Here is a 17,811-nt window from a genome sequence, read left to right on the forward strand (position 1 = left end):
GCCAACTTCATTTGAAGTGGTCTTTTGAACCCATATTTGATTAACATGCAGCGACTCCCGATTGTCGCTCAAGGATATCTTCAACGGCGGCAAAATGTTCCACGGAAAATAACGCCCGCAAAGGCCGATCCTCGGCCAGCGCTTGAAATAGCGTTTTCCATTGCGCCTCAGAAAACTGTTCAATATTTTTTAACCATAAAGCGTGATTGGCCTGACTGGCCGGATCCACATGGCGTTGATAAATCACCATAGTGGCACGCTGTCGACAAGCACCAACGCAATGGCTACGACTGATTTTGATCCGCTGTTCACCACTGGCCAAACCCATCGTCTTCAGAATAGCGCGCAAGTCGTGGGCTAAAGATTGACTGCCGGCCTTGGCGCAACGACTACCTTCACATAAAAAGATATGTTGACGGTGATGCAACATTGGACGATTTAAGTCGACATGCTCAGGCTTGCAGCGGCAGCCTTCAACAACCGGATTACCATGCGCGTTCAGTTTAGGCTCTGCGCCATGGCGCGCTTGGCCAAACCAATTTTTCCGTTGTTGTTGCTTAAGCGGTTCACTAAAGCGCAAGCGGCAACAGGCTAAGGTAAGATTATATCCCTGCTGAGTGAACACCCACTTACTTACAAGTAGCTGCTCACTGTGGGCCTGGCGTAATGCCGCAGCTTCGGCGACCGAATCACTCCCGGTGATTTTTTTCACATAGGTTGAAGGATTTTCCACCCCAGCTAAACCATCAAGCTGGGGAGCCGGATAAGTCACAAACGGCCACTGTCGCTTAGCCGATAAGGCGAGCAAGGCCGACTCATCGGCTTTGAGGTCGATGCTGGCAAATCCCACCACCGAATCCAGACTCAGATGAAACTGTTGGCTAAACTGCGCAAGCCCGGCCTCAATGACCGCCAATGGCGTGTTTCGGTCACAACCAATCCCCAAGACCAGCGACTTTGGCCGCCATAACACCAGCTTATCTTGCCAACCCGCAGCAATAGGGCTTAAGTCATCACTGATTAACACTGCCCCGTGAAAGTCCGCTGCCGACAAATCGTCAAGTTTGCTGTGACAAATCAAATGAGCAGGCATCCGTTTCTCGAAGGTCCACCAGCGTTTATCACCCGCTTGTTGCACGATTGCCACTGGCTGCTGATTCACCACCGCCGCAGAAACACGAGTAATTGAGGCCTCGCATGTCGGGTCGAGCTGCCAAGCAAAGGGCGCACCCAACATATCCACCGCAAGGGTTTCAGACACATCGGAGGCGGTGGTTAATACTGGCTGCGCCTTCAGTACATAAGCGATACGTTCGGCCAGTTGATTGGCCCCTCCTCGATGCCCCGATAACAGCGGGATCACAAAATTAGCCTGCTCATCAATACACAGCACCGCAGGATCGTGGCGTTTATCCTGGATCAAGGGTGCAATCACTCGGCTTACAATGCCGGTCGCACAAATGAAAATATGTCCATCATAGTCTGCAAAACGTTCACTGAGCGCTTGGCTCAAGGGAAACGACAAGGGGTTCACCCGCTCTGGCGTGGCGTCAAACAGCTCTAAACCCACCGCGGAGATAAATAGCTCGGCAAAGGGTAAGTGCTTGGCAAGCCGACGGGCTTGCTTGGCGCCGTTTAAGGTAATGGCGTAAATGGCTAGTTTCATCGGGATTTAGGCCACCGCAATATGTTTCGAAGCGCCATCCGCGTGGCGCAATACGCCACGGCGCGAACGAATAGAAATCTGTACCATCGAGAAGTAGCGATGCTCGGTGGGTACCTCATCGAGTCGATGATAGATTTCTTGCTGCTCACTACTGGCATGAGACACATAGGTGGCCGCATCCTCCAAACCCAGCAGTTTTAACTTGGCTGATAACTGGCTAATCATTCGTCCCGCTTTAATCAGAATAATCGTGTCGAATTCTTCTACTAAGCTAGCTAAACACTCGATGCCATAGGTGGCGGGAACCACACAAAAACGCTCTTGACCATCGGCTAAAGGAATTTTGGTGGCTGCGGGCACCGCAGTAATCGAGGTAATCCCGGGCACAATCACCGGTTCCAAGCTCGGGGCAAGCTCCGCCAGCTCTTCCTGAATGTAGGCCCAGGTGCTATACACCGATGGGTCGCCTTCGGTGACAAAAACCACCGACTTGCCCTGCTGCAAGTACCCAAGAATTTGCTCGGCCGCCGCTTGCCAGGCGGGCACATTTTGCAAGGGGTCACGGGTCATCGGAAAATGTAAAAAGCAGGCTTCACCATGGAGTTCGTCTTCACTGACCGCGCCACCGACAATTTGCCAGGCGAAGGAGTCAGCCTTACCCTTGGTTTTTTCTGGGATGGCAATGATATCCGCCTGTTTGATTAAACGAACCGCCTTCAAGGTGAGTAACTCACTGTCGCCGGTACCCACGCCAACGGCGTAGAGTTGGCCGTAATGATGATGTTTTGCTTGATTCACAATAGGTCTCCTGACACTGGTTTGCTAATCGAAAATAAATGAATAGGATTTTCCGCCTGATAGCGCTGATAGTTAGCCAGCGGCTGCGTTTGCGCCACGTTCACCAACTGCACCTGAAACCTCAGATTTTGCTGTTTTCCCCACTGGTAAAGTTCTGCCACGGTGTCCAAGGTAACCGCCGAAATCAGTAGTCGACCCTGTGGCTTCAGCACCTGCCAACAATGGTCGAGGATCAACTGCATTTGCCCACGACTACCACCAATAAAAATCGCATCGGGTGGGGCTAAATCTTGCAGCGCCTGCGGTGCTTTTGCTTGCACCAAACAAACATTATCGGTGCTATGAGCGTGTATATTGTGTTCAATGCCGGCATAACACTCGGGATTAGATTCAATCGCAAATACCTGGCCCTGCCAGCAAAATTTTGCCGCTTCGATAGCGATAGAACCGGAGCCTGCACCGATATCCCAGACCGTATCTGCGGGACGAATTCTCATTGCGGCCAGCGCCAAATGACGCACTGGCTGTTTACTAATCAAACCGTGTTGTGGGCTCCGTTTGCTAAAACAACTATCTTCAGAAAACTGGCCATAGCCGCCCCAGACCTGTTCACTTTGCCGCTGCGCGATAATCAGGTTTAAGGGGGAAAACGGCTCGGGGTGGGCGGCTAATTGCGCCACACTAAACTCACTGATCTGTTCATTTACATCCGCTAACTGCTCACACACGCTTAAGCGCCAGTCCGCTTGATTAAACTTGGCTAAGTGCTGAGCAATCACCTGAGGGGGATTTTTATCATCGGTCAAAATCGCAAACAAACTGGCTTGCTGCATTTGACTCACCAAGCCTGCCAGAGCTCGGCCATGGCAGGAAATGAACTGAGCCTGCGACCAAGGCAGTGCCAACTTGGCAAAGGCCAATTGGACCGAGCTTAAGGCCGGAATAAAAGCCAATTCTTCGCGCTTCACTCGTTTGAGTAGCGCATGACCAATCCCGTAAAATAAGGGGTCGCCAGAAGCTAGAATCACCACTGCGCCCTCTTCGCTCTCATCAATTAACTCGTTCAACCATTCACTAAAACCCTGGCTCATATCGAGAAATAGCCCGTCAAATTGCGGAAACCATGCCATATGACGCGGATGCCCCGCCACCACCCGGGCCTGTGCAATCGCATTTACTGCGCGACTGGAAAGGCTAATGCAACCGTCTTCGTTCACCCCGACTACCGTAATGTTATTCATCATCATTACACCGACTGATATAACAAGGCGTGAACCGCAGACACCACTATCGGGCTGCCGCCTTTACTGCCCACACTGGCAATATAAGGCACTTGGTCTTGCTCGATCAGTGCCTGCTTAGATTCCGCCGCCTTCACAAATCCCACCGGGATCCCAATCACCAGCGCAGGCTTTATTTCGCCTTTCTCAACCAAATCAAGCACTTCAAACAGTGCCGTTGGCGCATTCCCAATGGCGATAATGGCACCATCCAATAAACCCAAATCCCGAGCCTTACGCATCGCCCAGACGGCACGGGTATCGCCATGTTGTTTGGCGCTGGTAATCACCCCTTTGTCACTAATAAAGCAATACACTTGATTTTGATAAACCGATAAACGTTGCTCACTAATCCCCGAGCTAATCATCGATACATCACTCACAATTGGGCAACCTTGTTTGAGCGCATTCACCCCCGAGACAATGGCATCAGCGCTAAACTTAAACAATTGAGCAAACTCAAAATCTCCAGTGGTATGGATGGCACGCCGCACCACTGGCCACTGACTGTCGCTGAAGGAATGTCCGCCATGAATTTGGGCGATTTCGCGATCGATAATCGCGAACGAGTCATTCTCTATTTCATGACCACGAGCGGTCATCTGTTGCATTCTATCCATCGGCCGAGATTCCTTTACTACTTTAAATTTTTTAAACGGTTCGGTATGCCCCAGTGGGCGACCATCAAAATCAATCAGCATCAGCTCGATGCGCAATTGTTGAGCGGTATATTGTTGGGCATGCTGCTGCGCCTGCTGACACATTCTTAGAAAAAAGGGCAGCTTGAGAAATTGTTGTGGGTACTCGTCGCGGATCAACTCGAGCATTTGCCTTGCGGTATTCGCTTTGGCGATCTGCTCAGACAGTGCCAATTCCAAGCCCGATTGCTTGGCCAATTCACTCAAACTCTCAAAATCAATCGCATGGCCGGAGACATGGGTCATCATCCGACCCGAGACCAACTTGGCCATTTTGCCAATCATCGCAACAATGGTGACTTTTTTGACCCGATAACGTTTTGCCGCCCGTAAACCAACCCCAATGAAATCCCCCGCTTGGATAAAAGCCAGGCTAGCTAAATCAGGAAATTGCTGCATCGCTGCCTGTTCAGAGCGACTGCCTGTGGTCAAAATTACATGTGCCGCCTGATGAGTTTTCGCTAACTGAATGGCTTGTCGAACTGAGGCCGCAAAAGCAGAGGTTGAAAAGGGTTTAACCGTGCCACGGGTGCCTAAAATAGAAATACCACCTATCAAACCGAGACGTTGATTAATGGTTTGTTTGGCGGCTTGTTCACCGCCCGGTACCGATATCGTCAACTCTAAACCCAAGGAACCCTGCTGCGCCGCAGCTGAGGGTTGCCATTCCAGCATCGCCATATCGATAATATTTTGCCGGGGTACCGGATTAATTGCCGGTTCACCCACAGCAAGCTCCAAGCCTTCCAGAGTGACCGTTGCAACGCCGCTGCCGCCCCGGATTTGGATCCCCGGTTGACCCGATAAACTCGCGGTACACTGAATTTCTAAACCATGAGTACAGTCGGGATCATCCCCCGCGTCCTTAATCACTCCAGCGGTAACATGACTAGAACCACTGAGACTGGCAATGGCAAAACTGACAAATTCACGATTCGGGAGCTGGATTTCGATTTCTGAAACCGGCTGTTGACTGAGTAAGCACCTCACCGCAGCGCGTGCGGCGGCTGCCGCACAGGCACCGGTGGTATATCCACCTCTCAGTTCTTTATTACTGGCAGAACGCTTTAATCTAGCCACGGGAGCCCCCCGCAGGATCAACAATAAGCGCCAAATAGGGGTCGTCTCGACCGCAAAAGTAATGGTCGGTGTGATATTGATGGCTTTTTAGGACAAGACTAGCCGATACAACGGCGAACACCGCGTTTAGCATAGACACAAGTATTCCTTCCTCGTTTAACAACCAAGTAAATCGTCATCGATAAATGACGGACACTTAAAAAACAAACAGCACGGAAGGAACTCATGAGAATAATCGTTCACTGAGAAATCCCGCCCAGAATCTTTGAAATACATTTACACCAACTTTTATCATTGAATACTTAGCAGGTTCTGGCTTGTGATCACGAGATCACTTACAGTTGCGGGAACAGCTTAGGAATTGAACCTAATTCACTTTTAACCAAATAAGGACACTGGCACTAAGTATTTTTAAAAAATCCGTTAAGACATATAACCCTCAACAAAACTAAACATTAACAAGCGTTTCACCCTCATGATTTAAACTATTCCTAAATTCTTGAGGGGTTATATTGTAAGCATTTCTAAAAACCTTACAGAAATAGCTAGAGCAGGAGTAACCCAAATTGTGAGCAATCCTAGAAATAGACCAATCGCTATACTGTAGCATTTTTTTAGCACCAATTAGACGCTGCTGATTCACGTATGAATTAAACCCCACACCCATTTCTTTCTTAAACAATTTACTAAAGTAATGTGGACTTAAATAAACATAATCAGCAATATCCTCTAAAGATATATCTTCAAAATAATGGGCTTCAATATAACGAACCGCTTTCTTTATTTTACTATCATAAGAATGATTTGAATCATGCGATTTAAATATATTTTTTATATCATACTTGTCATTAATGACCACAAAATCCAAATGTTTCTTAATTGAATCATCGACCAAAGTTTTTAATAAATCTGCTGCAGAAAATAACTTGGGATAATCTACCGTGATGATTTTTTCATAATCTTCAACTAACTCGGCATTTTGCATCCATTTTTTATCCACTGGTTGAATATCACCCAAAGATACAAAGTTATTCACCCGAACCTGACCACAAAGCACAAAGCCAACTAAGTGCCCATTCACCTCCAGTGGGATTGAAAAATCAGTCAAACCCGCATGACAACGGTAAACACAAGGTTTATTCACCTTAGAAGCTTCTAGACCACCACAACGATCGCTATTCTTACAGCGGGCATATAAATCTGGGTCCTGGCGGATCCGTTGACAAAAATCAGTAAAGTTAAAACTGGCTGACACTTCACGTCCATCAATATCAACCAATACCACCGCCAAGCCCGTTGCATTGGCAAAATCTTGCAGTATTTTATTAATACCTTGAGATTCTAAAAAACTATCTGGTTTCATTGTCTAAGCAACTCCCTGTTTATTTAGAATGACCATCCATTACAACATCGCAGACTTTACAATATTGAACATTTATAACTTTGATTTAGCATTGATTTAAGTCATCGGATACCCAAATATTTATCACGCTAAACGCTTTCTACAACACTCTCTTTTTCAGTCTCGGTATCATCGGCCAAATGACGGGTAATAAAGTAGCGATAGCCAGCACCACCCAGACAAGCACCAATCAGCGGAGCCACAATTGGAATAATAAAATAGGGAAGCTCACGTGCTCCGGTAAAGCTCACTTTTCCCCAACCCGCCACAAAGGCAAATACTTTAGGACCGAAATCACGCGCTGGATTCATCGCAAAGCCAGTTAAGGGGCCTGTTGCAGCGCCAATCACCGCCACCAAGATCCCAATCAATAACGGCGCCAGCGGCCCTTTGGGAACGCCGTTGCCATCATCAGTTAAGGCTAAAATTAAACCCATTAAGGTCGCAGAAATAATCACTTCTACAGCGGCTGCACGCCAAGTCGGAAGATCGGGATGTGGATAAGTACTAAAAATACTCGCAAGATACAGGCTTTCGTCACTGCCGCGTAGCATATTATGGCTTTGTTCAAACACCGTAAACAGATCCGCATAAATGAAATAGCACACCGCAACCCCAAAGAAAGCACCAGCGACCTGGGCGAGAATGTAAGGTACAACTTTTTGTTTATCAAAGTTGGCAAACAACCATAAACCCACGGTCACCGCAGGATTAAGATGCGCCCCAGAAATTCCCGCGGTTAAGTAAACTGCAAGTGCAATCCCCAAGCCCCATACAATACAAATCTCCCATAAACCAAATTGTGCGCCTGCCAATTTGACTGCGCATAAACAAGCCGCGCCAAAGAACAAAAATAAGCCAGTGCCTAAAAACTCCGCGATACATTGGCCTTTTAATGAATCCTTCATAGCTATTCCTTCACTTCGTATTCTCAGTAAAATTTAATTTGCACCACCATAAATTAATCGCTTTGGTTATTTATATTGTTTCAGCAAGAAATGGATGGTACCCAATAATCACGCTGCTAATGTTAATCCTGAATAATCTTATGTCATGCTAATAAATTGTCATCTATACACTAAGTAAATGTAACTCTGCGCCTTAGGAATGCTAAAAAATTGTTTTAAATACACCTCATCCTAACTTTTATCTTTTATATTCATGGAGATAACACAACGCCACCGATGCTATTTTTTTGTCATGAACAAATTCTTTAATTGTCGTATAGCTCATGTTTTCGCTATTTATTTAACCAATGTCTCGATTTCAACAAGTCGGACTGAGTGATTTATTCGCCTATCCGAATGACGAGCAAAGCCTTTATATTCCGTCTAAACCTGCAAATTGATGACAAATTTTTATTGTCAGCACCGCAGATTATTTCCATTCCACACCTTCAAATGGACAATTTTTTTGCTTAAACAAAGGCTAGATTAATGCCGAGAGTTTTACTGTCTGTTCACACATAGCAAATATAAATAGAGGTTTATTATGCAACAAGAAGCATTAGGAATGGTTGAAACCAAAGGACTAACCGCCGCAATTGAAGCCGCTGACACCATGGTTAAATCAGCTAACGTCGATTTAGTCGGTTACGAAAAAATTGGCTCAGGCTTAGTCACTGTGATTGTTCGTGGCGATGTGGGTGCTGTGAAAGCTGCCGTTGACGCAGGCTCATCTGCAGCGGCCAATGTTGGTGAAATCGTCGCCACTCATGTAATTCCTCGTCCCCATACTGACGTAGAAAAAATTCTACCAAAAGGACTTGAATAATGAACAGCAACCTGGTCGATACCGTCATGGCTCAGGTGATGGCGAAAGTAAATGATCAAACGGATGTAACTCCTCCACAACCCAACCAGCAACGAGGCGAAAAAATGGTCGAGAAAACCTGTGGTTTAACAGAATTTGTCGGTACGGCAATTGGCGACACCATTGGCTTAGTCATTGCGAATGTCGATAACGAAGTACTCGACGCGATGAAGCTAGAGAAACGTTACCGCTCTATCGGTATTTTAGGTGCCCGCACCGGTGCAGGCCCGCACATTATGGCAGCCGATGAAGCGGTAAAAAGTACCAACACTGAAGTCGTCAGCATTGAACTACCGCGCGATACCAAAGGTGGCGCAGGTCATGGTTCTTTAATCGTATTTGGCGGCGAAGATGTATCTGACGTAAGACGCGCAATCGAAGTCGCACTTAAAGAACTCGACCGCACCTTTGGCGATGTATATGCCAATGAGGCCGGTCATATTGAGTTGCAATACAGCGCTCGCGCCAGTTACGCCTTAGAGAAAGCCTTTGGAGCCCCACTCGGAAAAGCCTGCGGCATCATTGTTGGCGCCCCTGCGGCTGTTGGCGTATTGATGGCCGATACAGCGGTGAAATCAGCCAATGTTGAAACTGTCGCTTATAGCTCCCCAGCCAACGGAACCAGCTTTAGTAATGAAGCCATCTTAGTGGTTTCTGGTGACTCAGGCGCAGTTCGTCAAGCGGTGATTTCAGCTCGTGAAGTTGGCAAAACCCTACTTGCAACAATGGGTGACGAGCCAAGCAACGATCGTCCGTCTTACATCTAAGCCACGCAGAGGTTGTTCCATGAAATCAAAACGATTTGAAGCATTAGCAAAACGCCCGGTCAACCAGGATGGTTTTGTGAAAGAGTGGATCGAAGAAGGGTTTATCGCAATGGATAGCCCGAATGATCCAAAACCATCGATTAAAATAGTCAATGGTGACGTGGTTGAGCTCGATGGCAAAACCAAAGCCGACTTCGATTTAATCGACCATTTTATCGCCCGCTACGGCATTAACTTGGCCAACGCTGAAAAAGTGATGGCAATGGATTCGGTGAAACTCGCCAATATGTTGTGCGATCCAAATGTGCCACGCAAAGAAATTGTGCCACTGACTACCGCGATGACACCCGCCAAGATTGTCCAGGTAATGTCACATATGAATGTAGTTGAGATGATGATGTCGATGCAGAAAATGCGCGCCAGAAAATCACCTTCTCAACAAGCTCACGTCACCAACATCAAAGACAACCCAGTACAAATTGCTGCGGATGCTGCCGAAGGTGCATTACGTGGCTTTGATGAACAAGAAACCACCGTGGCGGTTGCCCGTTACGCGCCGTTTAACGCCATTGCCTTACTCGTCGGTTCACAAGTTGGCCGTCCAGGGGTATTAACTCAATGTTCATTAGAAGAAGCCACCGAATTGAAGCTCGGCATGTTAGGCCATACCTGCTATGCCGAAACTATTTCAGTTTATGGTACAGAGCCGGTATTTACTGACGGCGATGATACGCCTTGGTCGAAGGGTTTTCTTGCCTCTTCTTATGCCTCTCGTGGCCTAAAAATGCGTTTTACCTCTGGCAGTGGCTCAGAAGTTCAAATGGGTTATGCCGAAGGCAAATCGATGCTATATCTGGAAGCGCGGTGTATCTACATCACCAAAGCAGCCGGTGTTCAAGGCTTACAAAATGGCTCTGTGAGCTGTATTGGTGTTCCTTCAGCGGTCCCTTCAGGTATTCGTGCAGTATTGGCCGAAAACTTAATTTGTTCAGCGCTAGATTTAGAATGTGCATCGAGTAACGACCAAACCTTTACCCACTCAGATATGCGCCGTACCGCGCGTTTATTGATGCAGTTTCTGCCTGGAACTGACTTTATTTCTTCTGGTTATTCAGCAACGCCAAACTACGACAACATGTTTGCCGGTTCTAACGAAGATGCCGAAGATTTCGATGATTACAACGTAATTCAACGCGACTTAAAAGTTGACGGCGGATTAAACCCAGTGCGTGAAGAAGATGTGGTGGCGACTCGTAACAAAGCTGCCCGCGCCTTACAAGCCATCTTCAAAGGCATGGGTCTACCAGCCATCACCGATGAAGAAGTGACGGCAGCTACTTACGCTCACGGCTCTAAAGATATGCCAGAACGCAACATGGTTGAAGACATTAAAGCAGCACAAGAAATCATTGATCAAAACCGGACGGGTTTAGAAGTAGTGCAAGCCTTGGCAAAAGGCGGTTTCGAAGATATCGCGCAAAATATGTTGGATATCCAAAAAGCTAAACTAAGCGGCGATTACTTGCATACCTCAGCCATCATCGTTGGCGACAACCAAGTCCTTTCTGCAGTCAATCATCTCAATGACTATGCCGGACCCGGTACCGGTTATCAACTTGAAGGTGAGCGTTGGGAACTGTTGAAGAACATTCCAAATGCCTTAGACCCGAATGAGTTTAATTAAGGAAGCTGACTATGGAAATCAATGAAAAACTATTGCGTCAGATTATTGAAGACGTAATCGGCAACATGCAAACGCAGCCGCAAGCGGTGTCGTTTGATAGCACGCCGAATCAGCGTGCAAGCTCAGGCTTTTTACAAGACATGGGCGAAGCAAAAATCAGTACCAAACGTGATGAAGTTGTCATTGCGGTTGGTCCAGCCTTTGGCTTATCACAAACCGAAAGCATTGTTGGCGTGCCGCACCAAGCGATTTTACGCGAAATGATTGCAGGTATTGAAGAAGAAGGTCTCAGTGCGCGCGTGGTACGTTGCTTTAAATCATCGGATGTGGCCTTTGTTGCCGTGGAAGGTGAAGAGTTATGTGGTTCTGGTATTTGCGTGGGGATCCAATCTAAGGGCACCACCGTGATTCACCAAAAAGGCTTGCCACCACTTTCTAACTTAGAGCTATTTCCACAGGCACCTTTGCTCACCCAGGAAACCTATCGCCACATAGGTAAAAACGCCGCCAAATATGCAAAAGGTGAAACACCACAACCGGTGCCTACCATGAACGATCAGATGGCGCGACCTAAGTATCAAGCCAAATCTGCAGTCTTACATATCAAAGAAACCAAACATGTGGTGACTGGTAAAAAAGCCGTCGAACTGAAAGTTGCCGTTTAATAAGGATGATGAAATGAATTCAGAAGCGATTGAATCAATGGTTCGAGACGTGCTGGAAAAAATGACCAACCAGCAAGCCTCGATACCGAGTGCCAGTGCAACACCGAAGAGTTCCGGCGGAGTCACAGTGGATGATTACCCTTTAGTCACCAAACATCCTGACTGGATCAAAACCCCAACCGGTAAAACCGCCGAAGACATCACGCTTGCCAACGTGTTAAACGGCTCGGTAACCAATCAGGACATGCGGATCACCCCTGAAATTTTAAGAATTCAGGCTGAGGTCGCAAGAGATGCTGGGCGTGATCGACTCGCGCTCAACTTCGAGCGTGCCGCTGAACTCACCGCGGTACCCGATGACAAGGTATTAGATATTTACAATGCCCTGCGTCCCTACCGCTCAAGCAAGCAAGAGCTAATGGACATTGCTCAAGAGTTAGAGAGCAAGTACCAAGCAAAAATCTGTGCCGATTTTGTTAGAGAAGCTGCAGAACTCTACGTACCGAGAAAGAAACTGAAAGGCGACAACTAATTTCTTTTTCATTCGACAGATTATTTGAAAATAAAAACGGAAAGATTATGAGCTACATTGTTGGTGTTGATATTGGCAACTCATCCACAGAAGTCACTTTAGCAAAACAAAGTGAGGGTAATGAGGTGCAGTTCATCTGTGCTTCGATTACCGAAACGACTGGGATCAAAGGCACTAAACAAAACCTCATGGGGATTTATAAAGCGCTAAATCAATTAGTCGCCAAAGCTGGGATCGCCCTCGAGGATCTTAATCTTATCCGTATTAACGAAGCCACGCCGGTGATCGGTGATGTTGCCATGGAGATGATTACCGAAACCATCATCACCGAGTCAACCATGATCGGCCACAACCCTAAAACGCCTGGCGGTTTAGGGGTTGGCGTAGGCATCACGATTACCTTTGATGAATTATTAAAGCGCGACAGTTCAGAACCTTATCTGCTGGTAGTGCCAAAAAATATCGACTTTGCCGATGCCGCCCAGATGATCAATGCCGCCAGTCAAGCGGGTTACCAGATTGTCGGTGCAATTCTACAAAATGACGATGGCGTGTTGGTCAATAACCGCCTCGACAAAGTGATTCCAATCGTTGACGAGGTCAGCTTCATTGAGAAAATCCCGATGGGGATGCGCGCCGCAATTGAAGTTGCCCAGCAAGGCCAAGTGATTAAAACTCTGGCCAATCCTTATGGAATTGCCACCCTATTTTCACTCAGTGCCGAAGAGACCAAAAGCGTGGTGCCGGTAGCGCGCGCCTTAATTGGTACGCGTTCGGCGGTGGTGGTTAAAACGCCCAAAGGCGATGTGAAAGCGCGGACCATTCCCGCTGGACAACTTTCCTTATTTAGTCGCGGTCGTAGTCTCAATATTGATATTACCCAAGGTAGCGAAGCGATCATGGACGCTGTTACCTCATTTGAACACTTAGATAACGCTTCCGGTGAAGCTGGCACCAACATTGGTGGCATGTTAGAGAATGTTCGCCAAACCATGGCCGAACTCACCAATAAACCCAGCAACGAAGTATTTATTCAAGACTTACTGGCGGTTGATACCTTTGTCCCCATGAATGTACAAGGCGGTCTGGCTGGTGAATTTTCCTTAGAGCATGCCGTGGGTATCGCCTCCATGGTGAAATCAGATCATCTACAGATGGCCCGCATCGCTGAAGAGATCCATCACACCCTAAACATCGAGGTACAAATTGGAGGGGCCGAAGCCGAAGCAGCTATTTTAGGTGCACTCACTACCCCTGGTACCGATAAACCGATGGCGATCCTCGACTTAGGCGCGGGTTCTACCGATGCCTCCATCATAAATGGCAAAGGCGACATCATTGCCATCCACTTAGCGGGTGCTGGTGAAATGGTCACCATGATCATTGCCGCTGAATTGGATTTACAAGACCGCTACTTAGCCGAAGACATCAAACGTTATCCGCTCGCGAAAGTCGAAAGCCTATTCCATATTCGTCACGAAGATGGCTCAGTTCAATTCTTCGATAAAGCGCTGCCTTCGGAAGTTTTTGCCCGAGTGGTGGTGGTCAAAGAAGACAACTTTATCCCGCTTGATGGTGAACTCACTTTAGAAAAAGTGAAGGCCATCCGGCAAAGCGCTAAATCTCGGGTTTTTGTCACGAATTCTCTGCGCGCTCTCAAGTCCGTGAGCCCTACGGGCAACATTCGCGATATACCTTTCGTGGTTTTGGTCGGCGGCTCTTCACTCGACTTCGAAGTGCCACAATTAGTGACCGACGCCCTTGCCCATTACCAACTGGTTGCAGGCCAAGGCAATGTTCGTGGCTGTGAAGGGCCACGCAACGCGGTTGCCACGGGTTTAATTTTGTCTTTAGCTAAAAGAGCCCCCACCAATGACATTGAATAACAAGCCCAGCATCTTGATATGTAGTTCGGAAATTGACTTTCCAGAAACATGGCAACAAGTACTTTTAGGGATTGAAGAAGAAGGGATCCCCTACCAAATTCGCCATGATGATGAACCGCAAATAAACCATCGAGCCTATCGTGCTGCACAAGCATCAGCGCTGGCGGTGGGCATTGCCTGCTCATCACAGGAATTGATCGTACATCATCGTAACTTACCCGAACAGCAACCTTTGTTTCGAGCGCAATTAACGCCCACACCGCCACCAAGTCAACTCAGAGAGTTGGGGAGCAATGCGGCACGTTTAGTCAAAGGTATTCCGTTTAAGAACACGCTTTACCAGCAAGGAGAATAACAGGTGAAAGTCTCTCTCGGTTTATTAGAAGTGAAAGGATTAGCGCTCGCCATCAATACTGCCGATGCCATGGCCAAATCGGCTGCTATTCGCATCGCAGATGTGGAAAGCAGCAAGGGCTCTGGCTGGACATTGATCAAAATTACCGGTGATGTTGCAGCAGTACAAGCAGCCATTAGCACTGGCGCAGCCCTCGCTGAAAAATGTGGTGGTTTAGTCTCGAAAAAAGTTTTGTCTCGCCCAGACGTGAAGCTGCTGGCGATGACATTACCCACTCCCGCTAAGCCAAAAGCCGCGCCAGCTGCCAATAAAGTGAAAGCGAGTCGTGTGACCAAAGCCGCAAGCCCTACCGCTGCAATCATTGACCAGCCAGAACCAACAGTGGAACCAACCGCTGTCGTCACAGAATTGCCGGAGCAACATGCGGAGCCGGTCACTGCAAGCACAGAGCTGCCTGAGCAAACAACGGAGCCAGTCACTGCAAGCACAGAGCCGCTTGAGCCAACAGCAGAGCCAGCCGCTACAAACACTGAACAGCCTGAACAAGCGCCAGAATTAGCAGCAACGGAACTCGATACCGAACAAAATCAACAAGCCGAGTCGGCACAAGTCGCCAGCTGTAACTTATGTCACGACATCGCTTGTCCAAGAAAAAAAGGCGAGCCAAGACGAGACTGTATTAATGGAGGAAAAGTGAAATGATTGACGAAATACTCGTCAGAAAAACCATTGAAAATGTGATGCTTGAAATGCGCAATCGGCCAATTCCGGTCGGTATTTCTAACCGTCATATTCATCTTGCAGCAGCCGATTTTCAACAACTATTTCCTGGCCGTGATTTAACGGTCAAAAAGATGTTACTGCAACCCGGTCAGTATGCCGCCGAAGAAATCGTCACCCTTTGCGGTCCTAAAGGCTGCATTGAAAGGGTACGAGTACTCGGCCCATTGCGCAGTAAAACTCAAGTGGAATTATCGGCCACCGATGCCCGTAGCATTGGGGTAAAAGCGCCCTTGCGTTTATCTGGGCAGCTCAAAGACACGCCTGGCGTCAAACTGGTCAGTGAATTCGGCGAAGTAATGCTGGAACAAGGTGTCATTGTGGCCCTACGCCACATCCATATGTCGCCAGTCGATGCCCTGCTCTATCAAGTAGAAGACGGCGATTCTGTGAAAATTGCCATTGAAGGCACCCAGCGCAAAGCAATCTTTGATGATGTAGCCATTCGCGTTTCTCCCGATATGAAGCTTGAAATGCATATCGATACCGATGAGGCCAATGCCGCCGATGTTGGCAGTGGTTCCGCCTTCGCGATTTTGCTCAAGTAAGCATGGAGTCTAGTGTGAGTACTCAAGCCTTAAACATAAGCTACTTGGTCGATGCCGTGCTGCAACAACTTCAGCAAAGGGAAGGCTCAATCTATCAAGTCGACCTCGATATCTTAGCCAAGGGCCTATCGGCGTCTACTTATGCTTGTCACAGCCATTTAGCCTTGTGCTTAGCCGATTTACAGTTTTTGCAACAACTGGCATCCGCGGGCAAACGCCAAGTGACGCCAGCAGCCGTGATGACTCTGTTAGATGCCTTTGCCTATGGCATCAAACTCAACATCAGCGTGCATCAACAGCTGCTCCCAGCACTGCCGATCCAAGGCTTAAGTGTATTGCCAGTTGCGCTGAGTGATCAGCACGGCGCAACCATTCATCTAGACACTCGGGCACTAATTAGTTACCAGCATGTCGCGCAACTCAACGGAAAATGGCTGGTCACGCCCAAGCTGAGTTTAGTCACGCAGTTAGCCAAGGACTACTTGGTTCAACGTCATATTCAACTGATTAAAACGGAGTAAATCATGCAATTAGCAAAAGTCGTCGGTTCCGTTGTTTCGACTCAAAAATCACCGTCTTTAGTGGGTAAGAAGTTGCTAATCGTACGCCGAGTGAATGGTGACCAACAACAGCGAGCGAATCCCGAATGGTCAGATGAAATCGCCGTGGATTGTGTTGGTGCAGGCGAAGGTGAATTGGTATTTGTCACCCGCAGTTCATCCGCCAGAATGATTGTGGATGGAGCCAACGAAGCGGTTGATTTAGCCGTTTGCGGCATCGTCGACTCCCTCAGTTATCAACAAGGAGCCTAGCCTGCGATGAGTATTTACACCAAAAAAGGCGATGCTGGTTCAACTTCATTAGTGGGCGGCGTGCGAGTGCATAAATCAGACATCAGAGTCGATGCCTACGGCACCGTAGACGAACTGAATGCGAGCCTGAGCCTGGCCAGCAAAGCGATGCGAGATGCCAGTAACATCCAGCTGATAGAAGCGATTGAACACCAACTATTTTACTTAGGTGCCGAAGTTGCTAGTGCCGATAACAGTCCAATAAAAGCCAATCAACGCTTGCTGGAGGCCGAACATATCACGGCCATGGAACAAGCCATTGACCGCTGTATGTCTGCCCTCCCCCCAGTCAACAGTTTCGTATTGCCCGGTAGCTCTGAAGCAGGTAGTCGACTTCATGTTAGCCGAACCATTGCACGCCGCGCCGAACGACGTTTGGTTGAGCTTGCCCAATTCACCGAGCTACGACCACTGTTGCTGAAATACATCAATCGCTTGTCTGATCTGTTGTATGCCATCGCTCGCTTCGAAGATCAGCAAGTTTTATATAGTGAAGTGGTTGAACGAGTGATTGCTGAATACCTCAAGGCCAGTACCAACACATCAACCCCCGACACTCTGCCAGAAAATGCATCGGTTAAGCTGGCTGAACATTCTCTAGGGTTTGTTACCGTGCATCGCATCATGCAACAAGCCGTTGCTGCAGCCTTGAAACATCAAGTACCGATCGTGATTGCCGTTGTGGATCAACACGGCAATATGATCATGAGCTACCGGATGCCTGACGCCCTATTGGTGAGCAGCGAATTGGCACCAAAGAAAGCCTATAGTGCGATCGCCCTAAAAAGCCCAACCCATCAGCTTTCCGCCCTAGTTCAACCGGGCCAAGATTTGTATCAATTGGAAACCATTTGCGATGGCAAAATCGTCACCTTTGGCGGTGGTTTCCCTTTGTATCAAGCACACCAATTAATCGGTGCCATCGGCATTAGCGGTGGCAGCGTCACACAAGACATAGATATCGCTCTCGCAGCGATCCATGGTTTAGATTTAGAGGATAAATAACA

The 17,811-nt window shown here is 47.9% G+C and carries 19 protein-coding genes and 1 riboswitch; of the genes, 12 read left to right on the forward strand and 7 right to left on the reverse strand.

Annotation, left to right across the window (positions count from 1 at the left end; all coding sequences use genetic code 11):
* Positions 1-40: 40 nt before the first annotated feature.
* The 7 genes from ACRRS0_RS15050 to ACRRS0_RS15080 form a co-directional block, all read right to left on the reverse strand.
* Complete coding sequence (locus tag ACRRS0_RS15050) at positions 41-1,666, reverse strand: cobalamin biosynthesis protein (protein WP_432452388.1); 1,626 nt, start codon at positions 1,664-1,666, stop codon at positions 41-43.
* Positions 1,667-1,672: 6 nt separating this feature from the next.
* Entirely contained in the window at positions 1,673-2,464 is a 792-nt protein-coding gene (cobI, locus tag ACRRS0_RS15055) for a precorrin-2 C(20)-methyltransferase (protein ID WP_432452387.1), read from the reverse strand.
* A complete protein-coding gene (gene cbiE / locus ACRRS0_RS15060) occupies positions 2,461-3,711 on the reverse strand; it encodes a precorrin-6y C5,15-methyltransferase (decarboxylating) subunit CbiE (RefSeq protein ID WP_432452386.1) in 1,251 nt (416 codons plus the stop codon). Before cbiE ends, cobI begins: the two co-directional genes overlap by 4 nt.
* Positions 3,711-5,522, reverse strand: coding sequence for a cobalt-precorrin-5B (C(1))-methyltransferase (locus ACRRS0_RS15065; RefSeq protein WP_432452385.1), 1,812 nt, complete (start codon positions 5,520-5,522; stop codon positions 3,711-3,713). The genes cbiE and ACRRS0_RS15065 overlap by 1 nt, the downstream gene beginning before the upstream one ends.
* Entirely contained in the window at positions 5,515-5,661 is a 147-nt protein-coding gene (locus ACRRS0_RS15070) for a hypothetical protein (protein ID WP_432452384.1), read from the reverse strand. Before ACRRS0_RS15070 ends, ACRRS0_RS15065 begins: the two co-directional genes overlap by 8 nt.
* Positions 5,662-5,809: 148 nt before the next feature.
* A riboswitch (cobalamin riboswitch) is annotated at positions 5,810-5,943 on the reverse strand.
* A gap of 27 nt (positions 5,944-5,970) precedes the next feature.
* Positions 5,971-6,885, reverse strand: coding sequence for a PocR ligand-binding domain-containing protein (locus ACRRS0_RS15075; RefSeq protein WP_432452383.1), 915 nt, complete (start codon positions 6,883-6,885; stop codon positions 5,971-5,973).
* A gap of 128 nt (positions 6,886-7,013) precedes the next feature.
* Complete coding sequence (locus ACRRS0_RS15080; RefSeq protein WP_432452382.1) at positions 7,014-7,832, reverse strand: MIP/aquaporin family protein; 819 nt, start codon at positions 7,830-7,832, stop codon at positions 7,014-7,016.
* A gap of 583 nt (positions 7,833-8,415) precedes the next feature.
* On the opposite strand from ACRRS0_RS15080, the gene pduA reads away from it, so the two are divergent.
* Genes pduA through ACRRS0_RS15140 form a run of 12 tightly spaced genes read left to right on the forward strand, consistent with a single transcriptional unit; the run spans position 8,416 to position 17,809 of the window.
* Positions 8,416-8,697, forward strand: a complete 282-nt coding sequence (pduA, locus tag ACRRS0_RS15085) for a propanediol utilization microcompartment protein PduA (protein WP_432452381.1) — start codon at positions 8,416-8,418, stop codon at positions 8,695-8,697.
* Positions 8,697-9,503: a propanediol utilization microcompartment protein PduB gene (pduB, locus tag ACRRS0_RS15090; RefSeq protein ID WP_432452380.1), complete on the forward strand. Its 807-nt coding sequence runs from the start codon at positions 8,697-8,699 to the stop codon at positions 9,501-9,503. Before pduA ends, pduB begins: the two co-directional genes overlap by 1 nt.
* A 19-nt stretch (positions 9,504-9,522) precedes the next feature.
* Positions 9,523-11,187: a propanediol dehydratase large subunit PduC gene (gene pduC / locus ACRRS0_RS15095; RefSeq protein WP_432452379.1), complete on the forward strand. Its 1,665-nt coding sequence runs from the start codon at positions 9,523-9,525 to the stop codon at positions 11,185-11,187.
* 11 nt (positions 11,188-11,198) lie between these two features.
* A complete protein-coding gene (locus ACRRS0_RS15100; protein WP_432452378.1) occupies positions 11,199-11,852 on the forward strand; it encodes a propanediol/glycerol family dehydratase medium subunit in 654 nt (217 codons plus the stop codon).
* 13 nt (positions 11,853-11,865) lie between these two features.
* Complete coding sequence (gene pduE, locus ACRRS0_RS15105; protein ID WP_432452377.1) at positions 11,866-12,384, forward strand: propanediol dehydratase small subunit PduE; 519 nt, start codon at positions 11,866-11,868, stop codon at positions 12,382-12,384.
* 47 nt (positions 12,385-12,431) lie between these two features.
* The gene (locus ACRRS0_RS15110; protein ID WP_432452376.1) at positions 12,432-14,270 is read left to right on the forward strand and encodes a diol dehydratase reactivase subunit alpha; all 1,839 of its coding nucleotides are present in this window, start codon (positions 12,432-12,434) and stop codon (positions 14,268-14,270) included.
* Positions 14,257-14,625: a glycerol dehydratase reactivase beta/small subunit family protein gene (locus ACRRS0_RS15115; RefSeq protein WP_432452375.1), complete on the forward strand. Its 369-nt coding sequence runs from the start codon at positions 14,257-14,259 to the stop codon at positions 14,623-14,625. Before ACRRS0_RS15110 ends, ACRRS0_RS15115 begins: the two co-directional genes overlap by 14 nt.
* A gap of 3 nt (positions 14,626-14,628) precedes the next feature.
* Positions 14,629-15,327 (forward strand): BMC domain-containing protein, encoded by a 699-nt coding sequence (locus ACRRS0_RS15120; protein WP_432452374.1) that lies wholly within the window; start codon positions 14,629-14,631, stop codon positions 15,325-15,327.
* The gene (locus ACRRS0_RS15125; protein ID WP_432452373.1) at positions 15,324-15,953 is read left to right on the forward strand and encodes a phosphate propanoyltransferase; all 630 of its coding nucleotides are present in this window, start codon (positions 15,324-15,326) and stop codon (positions 15,951-15,953) included. Before ACRRS0_RS15120 ends, ACRRS0_RS15125 begins: the two co-directional genes overlap by 4 nt.
* 14 nt (positions 15,954-15,967) lie before the next feature.
* Positions 15,968-16,474, forward strand: coding sequence for a PduM family microcompartment protein (pduM, locus tag ACRRS0_RS15130; RefSeq protein ID WP_432452372.1), 507 nt, complete (start codon positions 15,968-15,970; stop codon positions 16,472-16,474).
* Positions 16,475-16,477: 3 nt separating this feature from the next.
* On the forward strand, positions 16,478-16,765 hold the full coding sequence (locus tag ACRRS0_RS15135) for a EutN/CcmL family microcompartment protein (RefSeq protein ID WP_432452371.1): 288 nt from the start codon (positions 16,478-16,480) through the stop codon (positions 16,763-16,765).
* A 6-nt stretch (positions 16,766-16,771) separates the two neighbouring features.
* Complete coding sequence (locus ACRRS0_RS15140) at positions 16,772-17,809, forward strand: cob(I)yrinic acid a,c-diamide adenosyltransferase (RefSeq protein ID WP_432452370.1); 1,038 nt, start codon at positions 16,772-16,774, stop codon at positions 17,807-17,809.
* Positions 17,810-17,811: the final 2 nt, after the last annotated feature.

The organism is Agarivorans sp. QJM3NY_29, from assembly GCF_050870835.2.
Taxonomy (GTDB): Bacteria; Pseudomonadota; Gammaproteobacteria; order Enterobacterales; family Celerinatantimonadaceae; genus Agarivorans.